The organism is Streptomyces sp. NPDC107522 (genome assembly GCF_055657525.1).
In genome coordinates this window covers 64,790-83,253 of sequence record NZ_JBVKAU010000021.1, presented here as the reverse complement: position 1 = coordinate 83,253, position 18,464 = coordinate 64,790, and the positions used below count along the sequence as shown (strand labels likewise).

Here is an 18,464-nt window from a genome sequence, read left to right as displayed (position 1 = left end):
AGGTCGGACCGCGGACGGGAGACCGTCGAGCGGGCGAGGGCGTTGGTGCCGGCGGGTGAGGTACTGCGCGGTGACCACGGGGTCTTCTTGGCCGAACGGGCGCCGAAGCCAGGCTATTTCCGCCGTCCGCGCGCGCTGCGCTCCGAGCGCCGGACGCTCGGGAGCTGGTTGATGCTCCCCCTGTACGGGGTCGCGAGACTCTACGGCGCCACCTGGAATCCGGTGGAGTTGCTCGTGGAAGCGCTCATGGAGCGTGAGCCGAAGAAGCAGGCCGAGCCGGGCAAGCCGTTCCACGGCGGCTGGGACAGCATGGCCGGCGGGCTGGCGCTTGCCGTGGTGCCGCGGACCAAGAACAGCAGGGCCGTGATGCTGCAGGTCACCGACCGTCGCCTGCAGGTGGTGTACGTCTCCCGGGCGCGGTCCTTCAGCGGCAGGCCCGGTGCGGCCGAGGTGGGGTGGAGCACGGATATTCGCAACGTGGCCTGGATCCGGGATCGCAGCGACGTGCGGGGCGGCGACCACGAGATCGGGTTCCTCGACGGGTCGTGGTGCTCGGTGCACTTCGGGGGGCAGGGGTGGAGCCGGATGTCGGACCTGTTTCCGGTGCGGTTGAGTCACCTTGATCCGGGGCCGGTGCCGGTGTCGGGATGAGTGAACAGTCTGTGATCTGTGGTGCCGGGTGGGGGGTGGTGTGCTGTACTTGAGCGCAGGGAGGGTTCCCGTTTGGGCCGTGGAGCCGGACGGTGACCCAAGCTCAGCTCGACGGATGTCCCCAGGCCGTGTGGAGATATCCGGCTGGCTGCTGAGCCACCAGAGAAGGTGGGCCCCGCCCGGAGCCGGTAACTCTGAGCGGGACCCGGCTCACCAGGAGCCTGTCGGATGCCCCCAGCCTGCGCGGGGACATCCGGCTACCTGGTAAGCCACCAGAGCAGCCACCTCCTCGCGCGCTTCGCCGCACACTCCGGCAAAAGCCGAATCAGGCGCATGACGAGAGTCGGTTTCTGCTCCTCATGACAGCACATGCGGGGGCGTCCTCCCTTCAACGTGAGGCGGCCTTAGCAGGGTCCCGGGACCGCTCTCGTCGGTCCGGGCCCCGAGGGGACGGGGCCCGGAGTGAAGGGAGGACGCACCCCATCGGGTGCGTCACGAGGGCAAGACTAGCGGTTACCGCACGCTGTCATGCAACAACGGACAGCTACGAGAAGCGCTTCGGCTGGCAGCTCAACTGTGCCGAGCCCGTGGACAGTTGTAGGCGTGGAGGCGTTCCGAGCGATGACAGAGCTCCCCCGTGACCCGGCCGCCCGGCGTCAGAACCGTGGCATCAGAACCGGGGCGTCCGTCCCGGTAAACGGGCCGTGCGGCAGGCCGACGGCGGCACACGCCGGAAGGGATCGCTGCGGTCTGTGCGGCAAGCCGACCCGCCCGGGACCGCTCCCCCTCGACAAGCGACTGGCGGTCCGGTTCCCTTTGCGCGGGGAACCGACCAAGCTCTGACAGAGAAACAGGCGCGGAGGCATGGCACGTCAAGCACGAGCAATCCAGACCCGTACGTCGATCCTGCTGGCGGCGGCCGAGGTGTTCGACGAACGGGGCTACAGCACGGCCACGATCACGGAGATCATCGCGCGGGCCGGCGTCACCAAGGGCGCGCTGTACTTCCACTTCACCTCCAAGGAGGATCTGGCCCTCGGGGTGATAGCGGCCCAGCTGGAACTGGGACCGTTGCCTGCGCAGCGGACGAAGCTGCAGGAACTCGTCGACCAGGGGCTGCTGTTCGCGCACCAGCTGCAGCACGACCCGCTGACCCGGGCCAGCGTCGGTCTCGCCATGGACCAGTGGAGCGAGAGCGCCGAGGGCGGCAACCCGTTCCACGGCAGGCCGTTCCAGTCCTGGGCGGACCGGCTGACCGATCTGCTCGTCGAGGCGCGTGAGCGCGGGGAGTTGCTGCCCCACGTCGACCCGGCGGAGACGGCGGAGCTGCTCTCCGGAGCCTTCACCGGCATCCAGTGGACGTCCCAGGTCCTGTGCCAGCGCAAGGACCTGACGCGCCGGTTGATCAGCCTGTTCCGCCACCTCCTGCCGAGCATCGCGATGCCGCAGATCCTCCTGACGCTGGAGCTGACCCCGGACCGAGCCGTGTCCCTCCTCGCGTCACGCGACGCCGCCCTGGACGCGGAGGACACACCGGGCGACGAGGAGTATGACGACACCCTGGAAAGGAGAAGCGGCACTGCCCCGGAGGGGGAGGACAGCGCCGCCTGACCGGCCCGCCCTGCGAGGTCACCGCACTCGGCACTGCCGGCGTCGGCCGTACGTCAACGCGGGACCGACGCCTGCTCGGCGGCCTCGTCGAACTCCCGCCTGGCCCGCTCGACCTTCTGGAGGTTCTCCGCGGACCAGTCGGCGAGATGGGCGAAGATCGGCGCCAGGCTGCGGCCGAGCTCGCTGATCTCGTACTCGACCCGGGGCGGCACCTCGGGGTGGTACGTACGCACCACCAGGCCGTCGCGCTCCATCTGACGCAACCGCTGGGTGAGCACCTTCGGCGTGATGGTGCGGATGTTGCGCTGGAGCTCGACGAAACGCTGCCGGCCGAACTCGTTCAGCGTCCACAGGATCGGCGTCGTCCAGCGGCTGAAGACGATGTCGACCACCGGCGAGACCGGGCACGCCAGCTCCGAGTCGGCCTGCCCGCCCTGCGTAACGGCGCTGCCCGTGGCGCCGGTGCCGCTGCCCATGCGAACTCCCAGGAAGTCACTTTCCTCTAGGTACCTACTATACGCAGGATGCTAACGTCGCCGACGCAGCGCCACTCCCCCCAACTCGCCTGTTTCTTCCTGACTTTGGGAGTTCTCATGATCGTTGTCACCGGTGCCTCAGGGAACGTCGGCCGTCCGCTCGTCGAGGCGCTCGCCACGGCGGGCGAGAAGGTCACGGCCGTATCCCGCAGTCCTCTCTCCTACGACCTCCCGGAGGGAGCGCGGCATGTCCGCGCCGACCTCGCCGATCCCGCCACCCTGGGCCCCGCGCTGGAGGATGCGGAGGCCCTGTTCATCCTGCTGGCCGGCGATCTGCTCGGCGGCGGTGCACCCGCCGTCGAGGTCCTGGCCGCGGCCGAGGAGGCCGGCGTGCGGCGCGTGGTGCTGCTCTCCTCGCAGATCAACGGCACCCGTCCGGACGCCCTCTCGCACGGCCGGCTGCGGGAGTTCGAGGAGGCCGTACGCTCCTCGGGCCTGGACTGGACGATCCTGCGCCCGGGCGGCTTCGCCTCCAACGCCTACGCCTGGATCGAGACCGTTCGCACGCGGCGCGCGGTGATCGCCCCGTTCGCCGACGTGGCACTGCCGGTCGTGGACCCGGCGGACATCTCCGAGGTCGCCGCCGTGGTCCTGCGCGACGAGGGCCACTCCGGGCAGACGTACGAACTGACCGGCCCGGCCGCCGTCACCCCGCGCGAACAGGCCGCGGCGCTCTCGGAGGCGCTCGGCGAGCAGGTGGGCTTCGTGGAGCTGACCCGTGAGCAGGCGCGTGAGCACATGGCGCAGTTCATGCCCGAGCCGGTGGTCGAGGGCACCCTCGACATCCTCGGCGAGCCGCTCCCCGCCGAGCAGCGGGTCAGCCCCGACGTCGAGCGCATCCTCGGCCGCCCGGCCGGCTCCTTCGCCGGGTGGGCGAAGCGCAACGTCCATGCCTTCAAGTGACGCGGACGTCTTGAGTGACGCCGGCGTGCACCAGCCACGCCGGCGTCCTCATGCGACACCGATGGCCCCGAGCAGCCCCGGCGTCTTCGAGCAGCCCGCACCGCGGCAAGGGAGCCGCAGGGCGGCCTGGCACGGCGGCTCAGCCCAACCCCCAGGCCCGCCCCATCCGATACGCCGCGCACAGGTTCACGTCGAGCAGATACGCCCCGGCACTCCCGCACTGCTCGCTCCCGCTGCCCGGATCGACGGGCTGCCCGTGCCCCATCCCGGTGACGCTGTACGTCTCCACGACCGCACGCCCGCCCGCGTCCCGGAAGACCTGATGCGGATACCCGGCGACAGTGTCGCTCACGTCGGCGACCTGATCGCTCCCCTGCACATCGGTCCACTGCCGCATCAAGTCCGTCATGTTGACGGGCTTCACGGTGTAGTCGGCCGTGCCCTGAAAGGCGACCAGCGTCGGCCAGGGCCCGCCGTACCCCGGCCGGGCTGCACGCACCCGGTCCCCCCACTGCTTCGGCGTCTGCGTGGCCCCGACGTACATGCACACATACGGCGACCCGGCGGCCTGCGCACACCCGTACGGCAGCCCGGCGACGATCCCGCCCGCCGCGAACTTCTCCGGGTACGCGGCCATCATGACGGCGGCCATCCCACCCCCCGCGGACAGGCCGGTGACATACACACGCGCCGCATCACCGGAGGCGTCGGCGAGCTGCCGTTCGACCATCTCCGCGACGGACGCGGCCTCGCCCTGGCCACGCGCGATGTCCCCGCTCTGGAACCAGTTGAAGCAGGACGAAGCGTTGTTGGCGGACTGCTGCTGCGGCAGCACGACGGAGAACCCCCAGCGGTCGGCTAGCTGGATCCATCCGCTGCCGGTGCCGTACCCGGAGGCGTTCTGCGTGCACCCATGCAGCGCGACGACCACGGGCCGCCCGGCAGGCAGCCCGTCGGGGACGTACCGGAACATACGCAGGGCACCGGGGTTCGTCCCGAACCCGGTGACCTCCTGAAGCGAGGCGGCGGCAGCCCTGCCGGGAGTGAGGAAGGCGGCGATCAGGGCGACCAACAGGGTCCCCAGGACGGCGATACGACGACTTGCGGCTCTGGTCTGTGTCATGCGGAGGGACCGTAGAAGCGTGAACGACCCGCCGATATGGAGTGGGACAACACAACGGACGCCAGACCCATGTGAGGACAGCGGTTCTTACGGCGCCACCGTGGGCCGCTGCGGCGCGGCACCTGCGTCACCGCGGAACGCCTCGTCCTTCTCCCACGCCCCGACCCCGAGCTTCCCCGTCGTCCCGAGGTCGAGTTCCGGCACCACCATCACAGGGCGGGCACCCGGCTTCGCCCACACGCGGACGTACGGCGCGTTCACCGGTTCGCCGAAGTCGGTGGTGTTCCGCCACGCCAGCGCGGCCTGTGCGGCTTCGCCGGGCTGGAGCACGACGGGCTGCGGGCCGCCGGCCCCACCGAGGCCGGTGCTGATCTGATCGGTCCCCTGCAGGACCCGCACGCCGTCCACCGTGTCGTGGTCCTCGTCGAGGAGTTCGAGCTCGGGATAGCCGTTGAGACGGTAGGGCCGCGTACCGCAGTTGACGAGATGCAGCCCGACGACACGCAGGCCCATGGCGGCGTCCCCTTGGTCCGCGTAGACATGCACCCCGGATGCGGAACACGGCCCCGAGGCGGACGACGCCTCGTCGGCAGGCACGCTACGCACCTCTTCCACCTTGACGTTCGACACCTCGCCCGCATCCCCGGGCGACGCCCCCACACCGGAGGCCCCCTTGACGGTCCGCCCCGGCGCGACCCCCTCGACGGTCTGCTCCACGTGGTCGACGATGGTTCCGGACGGCGAGAAGAACCCGAGGGTGACGGTGTAAGTGGCCTTCTTCGTCGAGCTGTTGGTGACCTCGAAGTCAGCAGAGAAATCGGCCCCGCAGCCGCTCTCGCTCGCCCAGGCATACAACCCAGTGACCTTCACGTCGCCCTCGGCCGTACCGTCGGGCGGGGGCAGAGGGATCGGCGTGGGCGTACCGGAGGGATGGCTGCCGCCGGCCGACGAACCGGCCGAAGGCACACTGCCGTACTGCCGAAAGCCCTCCGGACACAATGCCTCAATCCCGACCAGGCCATCACCCCCGCGAGCCCGCCCTTCGCCACCGCCGGGCAAGGCCCTCTCGGAACCACATGCGGCGAGCAGGAGGGCACCGGCGACGACGGCCGGGACGGCGGGAAGGGCGCGGAGGCTGGTAGGCATGCGCCCACCTCAACAGGGGCCGAAACCACAAGCTGTGACGGAACCCACACCTCCGGTAACAGCGATGTCACAGATCCCGCGGCTGAATTCTCTGGTGAGGCCAGCGGGTGGGTGAATGGGCCCGCAACCCTCTCAAAAACTTCGAGATTGATCCCCGGAACGAACGCTGCATCATCGGCCACACGGTCTGGAAGATGCTCCCGCATCTCCTCCCGACACAGCAGAGTCCCATCCGGGACGAGGACCGAACCAATCCGGTCCGCCAAGTCGAGGATGACCCGCCACACCTCGCCCGGCTGTGGACGGTCGACACCCACGCAGCCACCCGACACACCCAACTCCGCTTCGCTTCCATCGGCAGCGCGGATCCAGAACTCCACGTCGGCATCCGTCACCTTGCCGGAGTCGGCGCGGTAAGGCCCTAGGACCGATCGGACCATGACCATGTCCGGAGGGGCGAGCTCGCCGTCGACGAACCGGTACAAGCTCATGACCGCCTCGGCTTCAAGAGGAGTACCAGCGGATCCAGATCGTTCTGCTCCACGGCCACATCCAGCCCCGCCGACCGGATAGTCCCGACGATGACCTTCTCCATGTGGGAGCACACACCGCTACGTAGGTGCAGGAACCCCGGTACATCACGCTCGCCCCTCTGCAGACGCTCCATCGCGGCATCCGACAAGGCCTCGTCCGGTTTCCAGGAGACAAGGGCCCCTCCGGCCGCATCGTCGCCGGTGTCGACCTCGACCTGCGCGCCTGCCTGGTCATCCCGTCCCCCACGGAAGGCGGGTACGCCGGCAGGGTCAATTCCCGGCAGACCTCGTCGGCCAGTGCATTGCGCTCGGCAATGACGTCCTTGGGTGCCTCGCGGTGGTCCAAACCAGGTTCAGGTAACTCACTCTCATCTCAGCACAGTTGGACTACTCAATGACTCGACCGCGTTGCCACGTCCTCGATCGCCTGGCCGGTCATCTCGATGACAGCGGCATCCTGTTGGAATTGGGCGGGAAGATGGGAACGTTCTTCTGCGCGGCAGATGAACGAGCCGTCTCTCGGATCGATGATGACCGCTCCGAGCCGGATGACAAGTTCGGCAAGGATGTCGAGGACACCCCCGGCAGACGGACGCTCGATCCGGATACTGTCCTCATCTGCGAACACGTCGGCGCCCCCGCCATCAGAGGCACGGATTTCGAATTCGGTCTCGTCATCAGTCACCTTCTCAGGCTCTGCAGTGTGGGGCGCAAGAACTTCACGGACTGCGGCCAAGTCCAGGGAAACATGTTCCCCGTCAACGAACTTATGGATCCACAAATCGCGACTCAATGGACTCTCCCTTGGTTCCCCGCTGTAGGACAGGCGACCGTTGGCCTCCTTTCCTTCCCGGGCAGGAGACCAACGATCGTCCACCCTATGGCTTGAACACGACCACGATTCCCTTGATGTCGTTGTCGATCATCATGTGCTTGAAGGCAGTGGCCGTCTTCTCGTCAGCCACGTACCACACCACAGGCGTGCCATGGGCTTTAACCGCTTCGGCTTGCCTCTTCGCCTGTTTGACCGGATCCGTGACAAACGGCAGCAGCTTGCCGTCCTTGCCGATGACATTCTCGAGGTTCTGGTACTTGGCGTCGACAAGAGTTCCGTTCTGGTAGCCGTCGAACTTCACAACGCCCTTCGGCGTCGCGGGTGTCACCGGGACGTCAACCTTGTACGAAATGCCGGACGGGACACCGCCCGTCATCCTCTGCTGATACGCGGCTGCGTCGGCCGACATGCTCTCTGTCTCAGGCAGCCACTTGCCAGGCCCGCCCAGTTCCAGCCACGGGCAGTAGCCGCCGCCAGCGCGTGCTACTCCCTTCGCGCATCCCTCTTCCAGCTCCCTGAGGGCCTTGACGCCGATGCCGGCGACGACCTCGTCGGACACTCCCAGGGCGCGCAGGCCCTTCCACGCGTCCTCGAAGCCGATACCGGTCCTGGCGGCGGCATCCAGGGCCTTGACGGCATCTGAGAGGGCTGCGAGGGGTTTGCCGAGCGGGAGGAACGTGGCCGCTGTCCACGCGCAGGCGCTCCCGCTGCCGTGGAAGCACTTGATGGCGTCCCCGATGATGATTTCGTACAGGATCCCGCCGAGCGTGTCCCCGAAAAGGTTCTGCCAGCCGATCTTGATGATCTCGGGGCCGGAGAAGTGGTGCGACCACTCGACGTCGTTGAACGGGATGGTCTTGTTGTCGAGCCACGTCCACGCACCCTTGGGACAGCCCGCCGGGGAAGCGAGGGCGTCGCTGTCAGTGCACAGATAGAAGTCCGCCCTGACGGTTCCTGTGACCTTGTACGTCGGGGTGCAACCGACGATGAGCGCGTTCGAGGGGCACTCGCCGATCTGCTTCGCGCTGTCGATCTTCGTCGTCTGCTCGTCGATGACGTAGAACACGCCCCCGACACCGGTACCGGCGCCTGTGGAGACCTGCTGGTTGGCCTCCTCGCGTTCCGTTCGGTCGGCGGCGTCCTGGGCTTCCTTGGCGTACTTATCGGCGTCCTTCGCCGCCGCTTCAGCCTCGGTCGCCACGGTGTCGGCGCGGTCGGCGGCGGCACGGGCACCCTTGGCGGCCTCCTCGGCCTCCGTGGCCGCCTTGCGGGCGGCTTCCGCGTCGAGGGCTGCCTGGTCGGCGCTGTCACGGGCCTGCTTGGCGTAGCCTTCGGCGCGGCCGGCTGCCTTATCGGCGGCTGCGGCGTCCTCGGTGGCCTGGCGGTCGTACTCGATGGTGCGGGCCAGTGACGCGGCGGCCTTGGACGCTGCCTTGGCGGCGTCGGCGGCGTAGCCGAGGGCCTGCTTGGCGTAACCACGGGCGTCCGAAGCGTGCTTGGCGGCGTTCGCGGCGTGCTGGTACGCGGCCTTCGCATCGCCCTGCGCCTGGTCGGCGATTGCCTTTGATGCGGCGGCTTCCTCCTGGGCGTTCTTGGCGTGGGCGTCGGCGACGGCCGTCTGTTGCTCGGCGATCGTCTTCGACGCCTGTCCGCTCAGCACCACCAGGCCCGCGGCCGAGTCAGTGGTGATGTACGGAGAGCCGAGCTGGATCGCGTCGTTGGCGGGCTTGGCCACCTGCGCGGCGGCCCTGCTCGCGTCCACCGCCGCCTGGGCGGTGACATGGGCGAAGCCCGCAGCCTTCGCCGAGGCCACCACGGCCTTGGCAGCCTCCTTGCGTGCCTCGTCCGCATGGGACTTGGCGGTCTTGGCCTCCTTCTCCGCCTCGTCGGCCAGCTTGACCGCTGCCCGGGCCTCCGCAGCGGCGTGCTTCGAAGCCTTGATCGCGTCAGCTGCGGCGCTCGTCGCGGTCTTCGCCGCGGCGTCGGCCTTAAGCTTCGCGGCCTGCGCGGCATCCGCGTGGGCGCGGGCCCGCTTGGCGGCCGCTTCGGCGCGGGTGGCCGCGGCGTCGGCGTCGGCCGCGGCCTTGGTGGCCGCGTTGGCCTCGGAACGGGCCTTGGTAGCAGCCGCTTCGGCGTCGTCCGCGTGCTTGTCGGCGTCATTGGCGGCGGCGCGGGCGGCGTCGGCTGCCTCGCCGGCTTCGAGGGAGTCGGCGTAGGCGGACTTCGCATCGGCCTTGGCACGCAGGGCGTCGGCCTTCTGCTCGGCGTCCCAGGCGTCGTCCCTCATGGCCTTGGCGTGGTCGCGAGCCTTGACGGCGTCGTTCTTCTTCTCGACCGCCGTGGTCTCGGACGCCTCGGCCTTGTCCTTGGCTGTCTTCGCCTTCGTCGCCTCGGTCTCGGCGTTCTTCTTGTGCTGAGCGGCCTCGGCCTGCTTGGCGGCGGCCTTCTCCTTCTCCGCCTTGGCCGTCTTCTCCTCGGCCTCGGCGGCCAGGCGCTTGGCGTGCGCATCCGCAGCCGCCGCCTTGGCCTCGCCCTCCGCCTTCAGGGCCACATCGAGCTTGGCCTCCGCGGTCTCCTTGTCCTTCTTGGCGTTGTCGCGATGCAGCTTCGCGGCGTCGGCGGCGGCCTTGGCCTGCAACTCGGCCGTCTCCGCGGCCTTCTTGCGGAACTCCGCCTTCACCTGCGCGGCCTGCGCGAGCGCACGCTGAGCAATGGTCTGGCTGTCGCCTCCGGAGGCGCGGGTGGCAGCCTCGGCGGTCTCGCCGGCCTTCACCATCGCCTCGAGCGCGGCGACCGCTCCCTTGGTGACCTGCCCCTTCTGCTGGCCGACCAAGAGGCCGCGGCCCCGGGGCGCCCCATTGCCGTCGGCGATGGCGTAGGCGGCCTGCTCGGCGCTGTCGCTGGCGGTGGCGGCCTTCTTCGCGGCGGTGAGCTGCGCCTTGAGCGCGGCCAGCTGCTTCGCCGCGCCCGCCTGGGTGGCCGTGATGCCGGCCTTGGCCTTGTCGAACTGCGCCTTCGGCGGAACGGTGCCGTTATGGCCGGTCGGCTTGACGTCGAACTGCTGCGGACCGGTGCCGTTGCACGCCCACAGCCACGAGTTGTAGCCGTTGGTGTACTCGTGCAGGTCGAGGCACTTGTCGGTGCCGACATTGCGCAGGCTGGTGGTGGCGCGGAGGTTGAACTCCCAGGTTTGCGCCGGGCTGCTGTTGCACGTCCAGATCTGGATCTTCGTGCCGTTGGCCGTGCCGCTGTTCGACACGTCCATGCACTTCAGTGAGTTGACGTTCTGAAGGTGCAGGCCCTTGTTGTCCCCGTAGACCTTCCACTTCTGCGCCGCCGACCCATTGCACGTATACAGCTGGACCGGAGTCCCGCTGTCAGTCTTCGCCCCCTCGACATCCAGGCACTTGCCCTGCGCGGCGTGTACCTCGATCACCGCAGGCGCGTCACCGACCCAGCCCGGCCCGCCCGGGGACCAGTAGTCCTGCCAGCGCGCGAGACGGTCGGCCGTCCAGGACTGACCCAGCAGCTCGCCCAGAGCCTTCGAACCCGCCGCGAGAGCCTTGGTGGCGTCCTCGTTGGCATCCAGGATCTGGTTGCGCTGCGTGGCCTGGGAGGCGATCTCCTGCTGCCACTCCGCGGACGCGGCGGCGACCTCCTTGCCGAGGACCTTGGCCGGGTCCACCGGCGTGCGCCAGGCGCACGCCGCGAAGCGGGACTTCAGATCCTCGACCGCGATACGGAACTCCGGGCTGTCCGGCTCCGGCGCGGTACGCGGGAAACCACCTGAGGACAGGAACAGGCGCGCGTTGTCCGCGCCCATAGGCTCAAGCGACCCGTCCGTCAGCCCCTGCCAGGCCTGGTGCTCCGCGTATGCCTGCTGCCACTCCGAGGCGGGCAGCGACGGGTCCGGAGACTTGCCGTACAAGGGAGTGCCGAGGTCGTTGACCGCCTTGACCGTCTTATCGTCGGCCTTCGCAGTCGGATCCTCGTAGAAGTCGCCCTCGTCCTTCCAGAACCGGCCCGAGATCCACTTGGTCAGACCGGTCTGCCCGTAGAAGTCCTCCTCCCCGTCACCCGGCGCCCCCGGCGGCAGGTGGAAGTCGGTCTCGGTGAAACCGGCAGGAGTCGTCAGCCCTTCCAGAGGCTTCTGCCAAGCGTCGAGACGGGCGGCAAGCGCAGACTGCTCCTTGTCCGCGGCGTCCTTGTCCTGGTCGAACGCCTTGGACAGCGGCGTGTCGTTCCAGTACTCGCGGTTGGCCGCGGTGCGCAGCTTGTCGGGAACCTGATTGAGCGCGTCCTGAGCGGCGGTGGACATGGCCGGACCGCCCGTGCGCAGCGCGCTTGTCATCAGGCACTGGTCCTGACGGATCTGTTCGGCTGCCGTGCCGTCGAAGCCGTCGTAGCTGTCCGCGACGGGACTACTGTCGTCCACCTTCCGCTGGGGTGGGGCCGACTGGGCGGTCAGACCGCTCAGCATGGCCACGGCCACAGCGGACGCGACGAGAGGGGTCAGGAGTCGGGATCTTCGTGGTCTGGGTGTGCGGAACCCTGGTCTGGGGCGCAAAAGGGCATCCCTTCTTCGATGCAATGGGGCGAGCCAAGGCCCGCTCGAAGAGGGGGAACTGTGTGCTGCGGGGTCAGGAACGGCGCGCGGAACGGTTCAATCCGGTGTGCGTGTGCGCAGTTGGCCGATACGACGGCATTACGATGCGTTCCCTCCCCGTGGGCGGCACTGTTCCCCCAGCCGCCGATTGCTGCGTGATGGCGGATTGGTCACATCCGCGAGGCGCGGCGATCACCATAGACGTGGGACAGCGGCGCGCGACAGGGGGTGACTCCGGCTCTGCTCCGGCTGGCGGAAAGGAACTCGTGCCTTCTGTGGCATCCGGCAGTGCGCAAAACCCATGCACGAACCAGGAGTTATTCATGTGCAGGCCATGAAAAAAAGGGCGGACGCGAGACCGTGGTCCGCACGGGAATTGACGGAAAGTCACCCTCGAAACGGGTTGGGGCGGCTACACACGTTGGGGTGTGCAGATCGAGGCGCGCACCTGAGTGGCCCGAGCCCTCACTGCCGCAGGCTGCATCCGCAGCGCGCCCTCCTTGAGGCCCGCATCCCGCCCGTCACAGGCACGGCACAGCCCTTCGGGCAGGGCCTCCGGTCGGCCAGGCAGGCCGCAGTCGGTGCACTCCATGAGCGTGCGGGGTGCACGGGGGCCGGAGGAAGCGGGGCGTTCGGGAGGCAGCTTGTCGATGAGCCTGCGCCGGACGAAGCCGCTGGGTGAGTGGACCTGCTCGGGAAGGCCGGCGACGAGGATCTGCGTGAGTTGGTCGGCGGTGATCCCGCGGGCCAGCCAGGCGGCGGCCGACTGTAGCACTGCACCGTGATCGGCCTCGATCGCCATGTACTCCTTGGATCGCGCGGCAAAAGGCTCGGGCTTCAGAAACTCATGCCCGGCCAACAACTTCCCCCGCCCCGCACATCTGATCCGCGACCTGCAACAGCCTGAGCGTCGGTCTCCGTCGCCCGCACTCCATCGACTTGACGTACTCGAAGTCGTACCCGGCCTCGTCGGCCAGCCCCTTACGACCGAACCCCGGCCTCCTCCCGCCACAACTTGATCTGCCCAACCGCAGTACCGCCAGTTCTGCTGCGCCTGCTGGGACTCCCCGGAAGTCACGCACCCACCCGCCTCCCACCGCCACACCGTGTACAAGCACGCTGTGTACTCACTTCGCCACTCCATGAGGCTACGCGCCAGCCATCAGCCTGATCACGGCAAATGACGGAGAATCACGCACAAGGAACCGAGCGCTCATGCCCAAGGGCCGTGAGGACCGCAAGGAGATCGAGGACATCGAGGGGCGTCTCCCCCGCCACGCCCGCAGTGTGAGCCGCGCCCGAACCCTCCTCCGCAACCAGGCCATCTCCTGGAAGCTCCCGGACGAGGTGACGGAGACGGCCGCACTCCTCCTCAGCGAGCTGATGACGAACGCCTACCGCCACGCGAAGGTCTCCTCCGGCCGCGAGATCTGGGCCCGCTGCGCCTTGGAGGCCGACCGCCTCCGCATCTCGGTGTCGGACGCGAACGACTCACTGCTGGCACCTCGCCACGCGTCACTGGACGACGAGTCCGGACGAGGCCTGAGCCTTGTGGAAGCACTGGCGGACGAATGGGGAGCGGAACCCCGCACCGGCGGGATCGGCAAGACGATCTGGTTCACGCTCCGTAACAACGTTCCATGACGCCTACGACGCAGAGCCACCATGTACATCCAGGAGGTCTCGATGTCACCCGCCCCCATCAATAGGGACGACGAGGCCCAGGAAACGGCAAACGCCTGGCTCGCGCCGCGGCCTACGACAAGTACTTCGAGCTGGCCCAGGCATGGGACAGACATCGAGCGAGCCGAACAGGAGCATCGATCGGACAGACAGTCGGTACGTCCGTCGTGATTCCCGCACGCCCCACACGACAAAGGCCCCGCCACCCGAAGGTGACGAGGCCTTGCCCACATGGGTAATGAGTGGAGATGGCGGGAATCGAACCCGCGTCCAACGGTGCAGAATCAGGGCTTCTCCGTGTGCAGTCCGCTGCGATTTTCTCGGCCCCGGCGATCACGCGAACAAGTCGCCGACGGGCCCAGTCACTGTTTGGTTTCCCTTTTCACCCCGTGACCGGGATCAAGGTTTAGTTCCCTAGCTGATGCCAGGATCCGGGTCGGGAACAGCCCCGGGCTGACACTTCGCAAGTCGCTACTTAGGCAGCGAGGGCGAAGGAATCGCGCTTGGTGTTGGCGATTATTTTTTGCGACATATGGTTTACGAGATCATTGCCGCTTCCTCGACACGCTTCCCCTGCTTCAACAGCCGCTGTCGAAACCGATCATCCCCATGTTGATTTTTCAATCCCCGCCGGACGGATCCGGTGGAGGTCGCGCACCCTCTGTGAGGTGCGGTGCCATCGTACGTGACCAACGCACGACGATGCCAGCGTATTCCCGGCAGCCGCCCGCAGGCCCCGCTGTCTGCTAGACGCCCCGCTGTCTGCGCTTCGCCGCCGCGATCGCCCGGTCCGACTCCCGCCGGTCCTGCTTCTCCCGCAGGGTCTGGCGCTTGTCGTACTCCTTCTTGCCTCGCGCGAGAGCGATCTCGGCCTTCGCGCGGCCGTCCTTGAAGTAGATGGCGAGGGGCACGATGGTGTGACCCGTCTCCTGGGACTTGACCTCCAGCTTGTCGATCTCCTCGCGGTGCAGGAGGAGCTTGCGCTTGCGGCGCGCGGAGTGGTTGGTCCAGCTGCCCTGGTGATACTCGGGGATGTGGGCGTTGTGCAGCCACGCCTCGCCCCCGTCGATCTGGACGAAGCCGTCGGTCAGCGAGGTCCGTCCCTCGCGCAGCGACTTGACCTCGGTGCCCATGAGGACGAGGCCGGCCTCATAGGTGTCGATGATCGCGTAGTCGTGCCGGGCCTTCTTGTTCTGGGCGACGATCTTGCGCTTGCCGCCCTTCTCGCCGTCCCTGGCCTTCGCGGCCGCCCCGCCCTGCTTGGGCTGGGACTCCTTGGGTACGTACATTCCCTTGCTCATAGTGCCGTCCATTTTCGCACTACGGAGGGGGTGCGGGGGAAGCCGATTTACGAGCGGAGAGCTGACTTACGACTCGCCCAGGCCGCTCAGGACCGTCTCGGCCCGCTCCAGGACCTGCTGGTCGGCCTCCAGGTCCGGCGTGATGCCCGTGCCGTCGACAGCCCGTCCGCTCGGGGTGCGGTAGTGGCCGACGGTCAGCTCGGCGACGGAGCCGTCGGGGAGGCGGCTCGGCATCTGGACCGAGCCCTTGCCGAAGGTGCGGGTGCCGACGACGACCGCGCGGCCGCGGTCCTGGAGGGCACCGGTGAGCAGCTCGGCCGCGCTCATCGTGCCGCCGTCGACGAGCGCGACCAGGGGCCTGGTGGTGTCCCCGCCGGGCTCGGCGTGCAGGGCCTGCTGCTCGCCGTCGACGTCGTAGGTGGCGACCAGGCCGCCGTCGAGGAAGGCGGAGGCGGCGGTGACGGCCTCGGTGACCAGGCCGCCGGAGTTGCCGCGCAGGTCGAGGACGATGCCGGCGTCGGGCGGGGCCTGCTGTACGGCCGTGCGCACGGTGTCCCCGGAGCCCTTGGTGAAGGAGGAGATCCTGATGACAGTGATGCCGTCGGCGAGTTCTCGAACGGTGACCGAGTCGGTGGACAGGCGGGCCCGGCGCAACGTGAGGTCCCACGCGCGCGTACCGCGCTCCAGGGCCAGCTTCACCGGCGTACCCGCGGGCGCGTCCGTGGCGTCACCGCGCAGTAACGAGACGACCTCGGTGACCGGACGCCCGTCGACCTTCTCGCCGTCGACACTGCGCAGCCGGTCGCCCGCGCGGATCCCGGCGGCCGCGGCGGGTGACCCCGCCCGCACCTTGGTCACTTCGATACGGCCGTCCCGCTCGCGCCGCGCCCACAGTCCGACGCCGGTGTACTCGCCGTCGAGGGCCTCCTCGAACTCCTCGTACTCGCCCTCGGAGTAGACGGCGCCCCAACGGTCCCCACTGCGGCTGACCGCGCGCTCGGCGGCCTCCACGGGGGACTGGCCTGCGGCCATGGCCTCGGCGGCCGCCTCGGCGACCTCCTCATGGTGGCCGGCGGGGGTGGCGGAACGGGTCTCGCCGGGCGGGGATTTCCGGTCAGGGCCGGGCAGGGCGCCGGTCGCGGCACCGGCGACCAGCACGCTCGCGAAGACCAATGTCAGGGCGGCCCCGCGGCCGAAGCGGCGGGGCTGACAGAACAGGTCACGACCTGACATGCCGGTGAGTCTAGGACAACGCAAGGGGCCGTACGGTCCGTTGCCCGTACGGCCCCCTTGGCGTTGGTCACACCTTCAGATACTTGCGCAGCGCGAAGAACGCCGCCAACGCGGGCATCAGCAGACTCGTCGCCAGGATGAGCGGCAGCTTCGTCAACACCGCGTCCCAGCCGATGAAGTTGATCAGGTTCAGCTTCTCCGACAGGGCCAGGCCGTGGTCGATGATGAAGTACCGCGCGATCACCAGGAACGCACAGGCGACCGTCCCGCCGATGAGACCGGCGACCGCGGCCTCCATGATGAACGGCGCCTGGATGTAGAAGCCCGAGGCGCCGACCAGGCGCATGATCCCGGTCTCACGCCGCCGGCTGAACGCCGAGACACGCACGGTGTTGACGATCAGCATCAGCGCCACGACGAGCATGAGCGCCATGACCGCCCGCGCGGCCCAGTTCATGCCGTTGAGCAGCCCGAAGAGGTTGTCCAGGATGCCCTTCTGGTCCTGCACGGACTGCACCCCGTCGCGCCCGTCGAAGGCGGTCGCGATGACCTGGTACTTCTCCGGGTCCTTCAGCTTGATCCGGTACGACTCCTGCATCTGGTCCGGCGTGAGCGAGGCGGCCAGCGGCGAGTCGCCGAACTGCTCCTTGTAGTGCTTGTACGCCTGGTCCTGCGACTCGTACGTCACCTTCTCGACGACCGACATCTTGTCCAGGTCGGCGAGGATCTCCTTCTTCTGGTCCTCGGTGACCGCGCCCTTGGCGCAGTTGGGGTCGGACTCGGCGTCGCTCTTGTTGCAGAGGAACACCGAGACGTTGACCTTGTCGTACCAGTAGCCCTTCATGGTGTTGACCTGATCGCTCATCAGGAGCGACCCGCCGAACAGGGCCAGCGACAGGGCGACGGAGACGATGACGGCGAACGTCATCGTCAGATTACGGCGGAGACCGACACCGATCTCGGACAGAACGAACTGGGCGCGCATGGCGTCTGGTTAAGCCTTTCCGTGGAGCGTGTCGGCGGTCAGTGCTGGTAGCCGTAGACGCCGCGCGCCTGGTCGCGGACGAGGCGGCCCTTCTCCAGCTCGATGACGCGCTTGCGCATCTGGTCCACGATGTTCTGATCGTGCGTGGCCATGACGACCGTCGTCCCGGTCCGGTTGATCCGGTCGAGCAGCTTCATGATGCCGACGGAGGTCTGCGGGTCGAGGTTGCCGGTGGGCTCGTCGGCGATCAGCAGCTTGGGCCGGTTGACGAAGGCCCGCGCGATGGCCACACGCTGCTGCTCACCACCCGACAGCTCACCGGGCATCCGGTCCTCTTTCCCGCCGAGCCCGACGAGGTCGAGCACCTGCGGTACGGACTTGCGGATCTCGCCGCGCGACTTGCCGATGACCTCCTGCGCGAAGGCCACGTTCTCCGCGACCGTCTTGTTCGGCAGGAGCCGGAAGTCCTGGAACACGGTCCCCAGCTGGCGGCGCATCTGCGGCACCTTCCAGTTGGAGAGGCGCGCGAGGTCCTTGCCCAGGACGTGCACCTGACCGTGGCTGCACCGCTCCTCGCGGAGGATCAGCCGCAGGAAGGTGGACTTTCCGGAGCCGGAGGACCCCACGAGGAACACGAACTCGCCCTTCTCCACTTCCAGGGACACATCCCTGAGGGCGGGGCGGGTCTGCTTGGGGTAGACCTTGGAGACATTGTCGAATCGGATCACGGATGCACCACGGGTCGCCGGGGGTAGATGAGCGTGACCATACGCGAACCGGGGCCGACGGCGCAGTCGCCGGGAGGGTTGCGCGAGCCTTGTGCACTTTTGTGCGGGGTTCGCCCTTTGACGGGCGGCGGTGCAGCGCCCCGACAGGGGCGCGGGGAACTGCGCGACCAGCCCCACACGACCCGCAGCCGCGAGACAATGCAAGCCACCCCTCCCAGAGCGCCCGCGCCCTTTCCGAAGGAACCTGGCATTGTGGAGAGGGGAACGTTCTCGGGGCCGAACCCGTTGAACCCCCGGAGGGACTCGCTAGGAGGGTGGCGCATGACGTACGACCGGCTGGTGTGCGCGAACTGTGCCGCACCCGTGAGTGAAGGCCGCTGCCCCGTCTGCCGGGCGAACCGCGAGCGGCTGCAGCAGGAGAACCCGTTCGCGGCCCTGAACCCGATGACGCTGATCGCCCTGCTGGTGATCCTCATCGCAGCGGTGGCCCTGCTGGCGCACCAGACGGCATAGGTCGGCGCGAACGCCGTAGGCATACGCGAGGGGCCCGGAGCGAACGCGCTCCGGGCCCCTCGGCCGTACAACATGCG

Annotated in this window: 15 protein-coding genes and 1 other RNA gene; 5 read left to right on the top strand and 11 right to left on the bottom strand. The window is 68.4% G+C overall.

Translation table 11 applies throughout. The annotated features are described in order from the left end of the window. Nucleotides 1-87 precede the first annotated feature (87 nt). On the top strand, nt 88-651 hold the full coding sequence (locus tag ACZ7L6_RS38735) for a hypothetical protein (protein ID WP_471932390.1): 564 nt from the start codon (nt 88-90) through the stop codon (nt 649-651). Nucleotides 652-1,515: 864 nt separating this feature from the next. Next, nucleotides 1,516-2,262 (top strand): ScbR family autoregulator-binding transcription factor, encoded by a 747-nt coding sequence (locus tag ACZ7L6_RS38730; RefSeq protein ID WP_471932388.1) that lies wholly within the window; start codon nt 1,516-1,518, stop codon nt 2,260-2,262. 53 nt (nt 2,263-2,315) lie between these two features. Here the strand turns inward: ACZ7L6_RS38730 and ACZ7L6_RS38725 are convergent, their stop codons facing one another. After that, nucleotides 2,316-2,738 carry a winged helix-turn-helix transcriptional regulator gene (locus tag ACZ7L6_RS38725; RefSeq protein ID WP_471932386.1) on the bottom strand — a complete coding sequence of 141 codons (423 nt, stop codon included), beginning with the start codon at nt 2,736-2,738 and terminating at the stop codon, nt 2,316-2,318. Between the two features lie 117 nt (nt 2,739-2,855). Between ACZ7L6_RS38725 and ACZ7L6_RS38720 the strand changes: the two genes are divergently transcribed. Further along, nucleotides 2,856-3,701 carry an SDR family oxidoreductase gene (locus ACZ7L6_RS38720; protein WP_471932384.1) on the top strand — a complete coding sequence of 282 codons (846 nt, stop codon included), beginning with the start codon at nt 2,856-2,858 and terminating at the stop codon, nt 3,699-3,701. A gap of 139 nt (nt 3,702-3,840) precedes the next feature. On the opposite strand, the gene ACZ7L6_RS38715 is transcribed toward ACZ7L6_RS38720, so the two are convergent. From ACZ7L6_RS38715 to ACZ7L6_RS38695, 5 genes are all read right to left on the bottom strand, one after another. Beyond that, nucleotides 3,841-4,824: an extracellular catalytic domain type 1 short-chain-length polyhydroxyalkanoate depolymerase gene (locus tag ACZ7L6_RS38715; protein ID WP_471932382.1), complete on the bottom strand. Its 984-nt coding sequence runs from the start codon at nt 4,822-4,824 to the stop codon at nt 3,841-3,843. Nucleotides 4,825-4,911: 87 nt separating this feature from the next. Further along, complete coding sequence (locus tag ACZ7L6_RS38710; RefSeq protein WP_471932380.1) at nt 4,912-5,970, bottom strand: DUF4232 domain-containing protein; 1,059 nt, start codon at nt 5,968-5,970, stop codon at nt 4,912-4,914. Nucleotides 5,971-6,894: 924 nt separating this feature from the next. Continuing rightward, nucleotides 6,895-7,188, bottom strand: a complete 294-nt coding sequence (locus tag ACZ7L6_RS38705) for a hypothetical protein (RefSeq protein WP_471932378.1) — start codon at nt 7,186-7,188, stop codon at nt 6,895-6,897. A 193-nt stretch (nt 7,189-7,381) separates the two neighbouring features. Then, nucleotides 7,382-11,818: an RICIN domain-containing protein gene (locus ACZ7L6_RS38700; RefSeq protein WP_471932478.1), complete on the bottom strand. Its 4,437-nt coding sequence runs from the start codon at nt 11,816-11,818 to the stop codon at nt 7,382-7,384. A 538-nt stretch (nt 11,819-12,356) separates the two neighbouring features. Continuing rightward, a complete protein-coding gene (locus ACZ7L6_RS38695) occupies nt 12,357-12,746 on the bottom strand; it encodes a hypothetical protein (protein WP_471932376.1) in 390 nt (129 codons plus the stop codon). Nucleotides 12,747-13,159: 413 nt separating this feature from the next. Here ACZ7L6_RS38695 and ACZ7L6_RS38690 point away from each other — a divergent pair, with 413 nt between their 5' ends. Then, nucleotides 13,160-13,588: an ATP-binding protein gene (locus tag ACZ7L6_RS38690; protein ID WP_471932374.1), complete on the top strand. Its 429-nt coding sequence runs from the start codon at nt 13,160-13,162 to the stop codon at nt 13,586-13,588. Between the two features lie 279 nt (nt 13,589-13,867). Here the strand turns inward: ACZ7L6_RS38690 and ssrA are convergent. The 5 genes from ssrA to ftsE all read right to left on the bottom strand — a co-directional run bounded on the left by ssrA (nt 13,868) and on the right by ftsE (nt 17,874). Next, nucleotides 13,868-14,236, bottom strand: a transfer-messenger RNA (tmRNA) gene (ssrA, locus tag ACZ7L6_RS38685). A 137-nt stretch (nt 14,237-14,373) separates the two neighbouring features. Further along, entirely contained in the window at nt 14,374-14,916 is a 543-nt protein-coding gene (smpB, locus tag ACZ7L6_RS38680) for an SsrA-binding protein SmpB (RefSeq protein ID WP_471932476.1), read from the bottom strand. A gap of 78 nt (nt 14,917-14,994) precedes the next feature. Further along, nucleotides 14,995-16,161, bottom strand: a complete 1,167-nt coding sequence (locus ACZ7L6_RS38675) for a S41 family peptidase (RefSeq protein WP_471932372.1) — start codon at nt 16,159-16,161, stop codon at nt 14,995-14,997. Nucleotides 16,162-16,228: 67 nt separating this feature from the next. After that, the gene (gene ftsX, locus ACZ7L6_RS38670; protein ID WP_433041290.1) at nt 16,229-17,146 is read right to left on the bottom strand and encodes a permease-like cell division protein FtsX; all 918 of its coding nucleotides are present in this window, start codon (nt 17,144-17,146) and stop codon (nt 16,229-16,231) included. A 38-nt stretch (nt 17,147-17,184) separates the two neighbouring features. Continuing rightward, nucleotides 17,185-17,874 (bottom strand): cell division ATP-binding protein FtsE, encoded by a 690-nt coding sequence (gene ftsE, locus ACZ7L6_RS38665; RefSeq protein ID WP_004000799.1) that lies wholly within the window; start codon nt 17,872-17,874, stop codon nt 17,185-17,187. 321 nt (nt 17,875-18,195) lie between these two features. Between ftsE and ACZ7L6_RS38660 the strand changes: the two genes are divergently transcribed. Further along, nucleotides 18,196-18,387, top strand: a complete 192-nt coding sequence (locus tag ACZ7L6_RS38660) for a hypothetical protein (RefSeq protein WP_471932370.1) — start codon at nt 18,196-18,198, stop codon at nt 18,385-18,387. Nucleotides 18,388-18,464: the final 77 nt, after the last annotated feature.

What these genes read in the sequence shown, in the direction of transcription:
- ACZ7L6_RS38730 (WP_471932388.1), top strand. Translation starts at nt 1,516, where the DNA reads ATGGCACGTCAAGCACGAGCAATCCAGACCCGTACGTCGATCCTGCTG.
- ACZ7L6_RS38725 (WP_471932386.1), bottom strand. Translation starts at nt 2,738, where the DNA reads ATGGGCAGCGGCACCGGCGCCACGGGCAGCGCCGTTACGCAGGGCGGG.
- ACZ7L6_RS38720 (WP_471932384.1), top strand. Translation starts at nt 2,856, where the DNA reads ATGATCGTTGTCACCGGTGCCTCAGGGAACGTCGGCCGTCCGCTCGTC.
- ACZ7L6_RS38715 (WP_471932382.1), bottom strand. Translation starts at nt 4,824, where the DNA reads ATGACACAGACCAGAGCCGCAAGTCGTCGTATCGCCGTCCTGGGGACC.
- ACZ7L6_RS38710 (WP_471932380.1), bottom strand. Translation starts at nt 5,970, where the DNA reads ATGCCTACCAGCCTCCGCGCCCTTCCCGCCGTCCCGGCCGTCGTCGCC.
- ACZ7L6_RS38700 (WP_471932478.1), bottom strand. Translation starts at nt 11,818, where the DNA reads ATGCTGAGCGGTCTGACCGCCCAGTCGGCCCCACCCCAGCGGAAGGTG.
- ACZ7L6_RS38695 (WP_471932376.1), bottom strand. Translation starts at nt 12,746, where the DNA reads ATGGCGATCGAGGCCGATCACGGTGCAGTGCTACAGTCGGCCGCCGCC.
- ACZ7L6_RS38690 (WP_471932374.1), top strand. Translation starts at nt 13,160, where the DNA reads ATGCCCAAGGGCCGTGAGGACCGCAAGGAGATCGAGGACATCGAGGGG.
- smpB (WP_471932476.1), bottom strand. Translation starts at nt 14,916, where the DNA reads ATGTACGTACCCAAGGAGTCCCAGCCCAAGCAGGGCGGGGCGGCCGCG.
- ACZ7L6_RS38675 (WP_471932372.1), bottom strand. Translation starts at nt 16,161, where the DNA reads ATGTCAGGTCGTGACCTGTTCTGTCAGCCCCGCCGCTTCGGCCGCGGG.
- ftsX (WP_433041290.1), bottom strand. Translation starts at nt 17,146, where the DNA reads ATGCGCGCCCAGTTCGTTCTGTCCGAGATCGGTGTCGGTCTCCGCCGT.
- ACZ7L6_RS38660 (WP_471932370.1), top strand. Translation starts at nt 18,196, where the DNA reads ATGACGTACGACCGGCTGGTGTGCGCGAACTGTGCCGCACCCGTGAGT.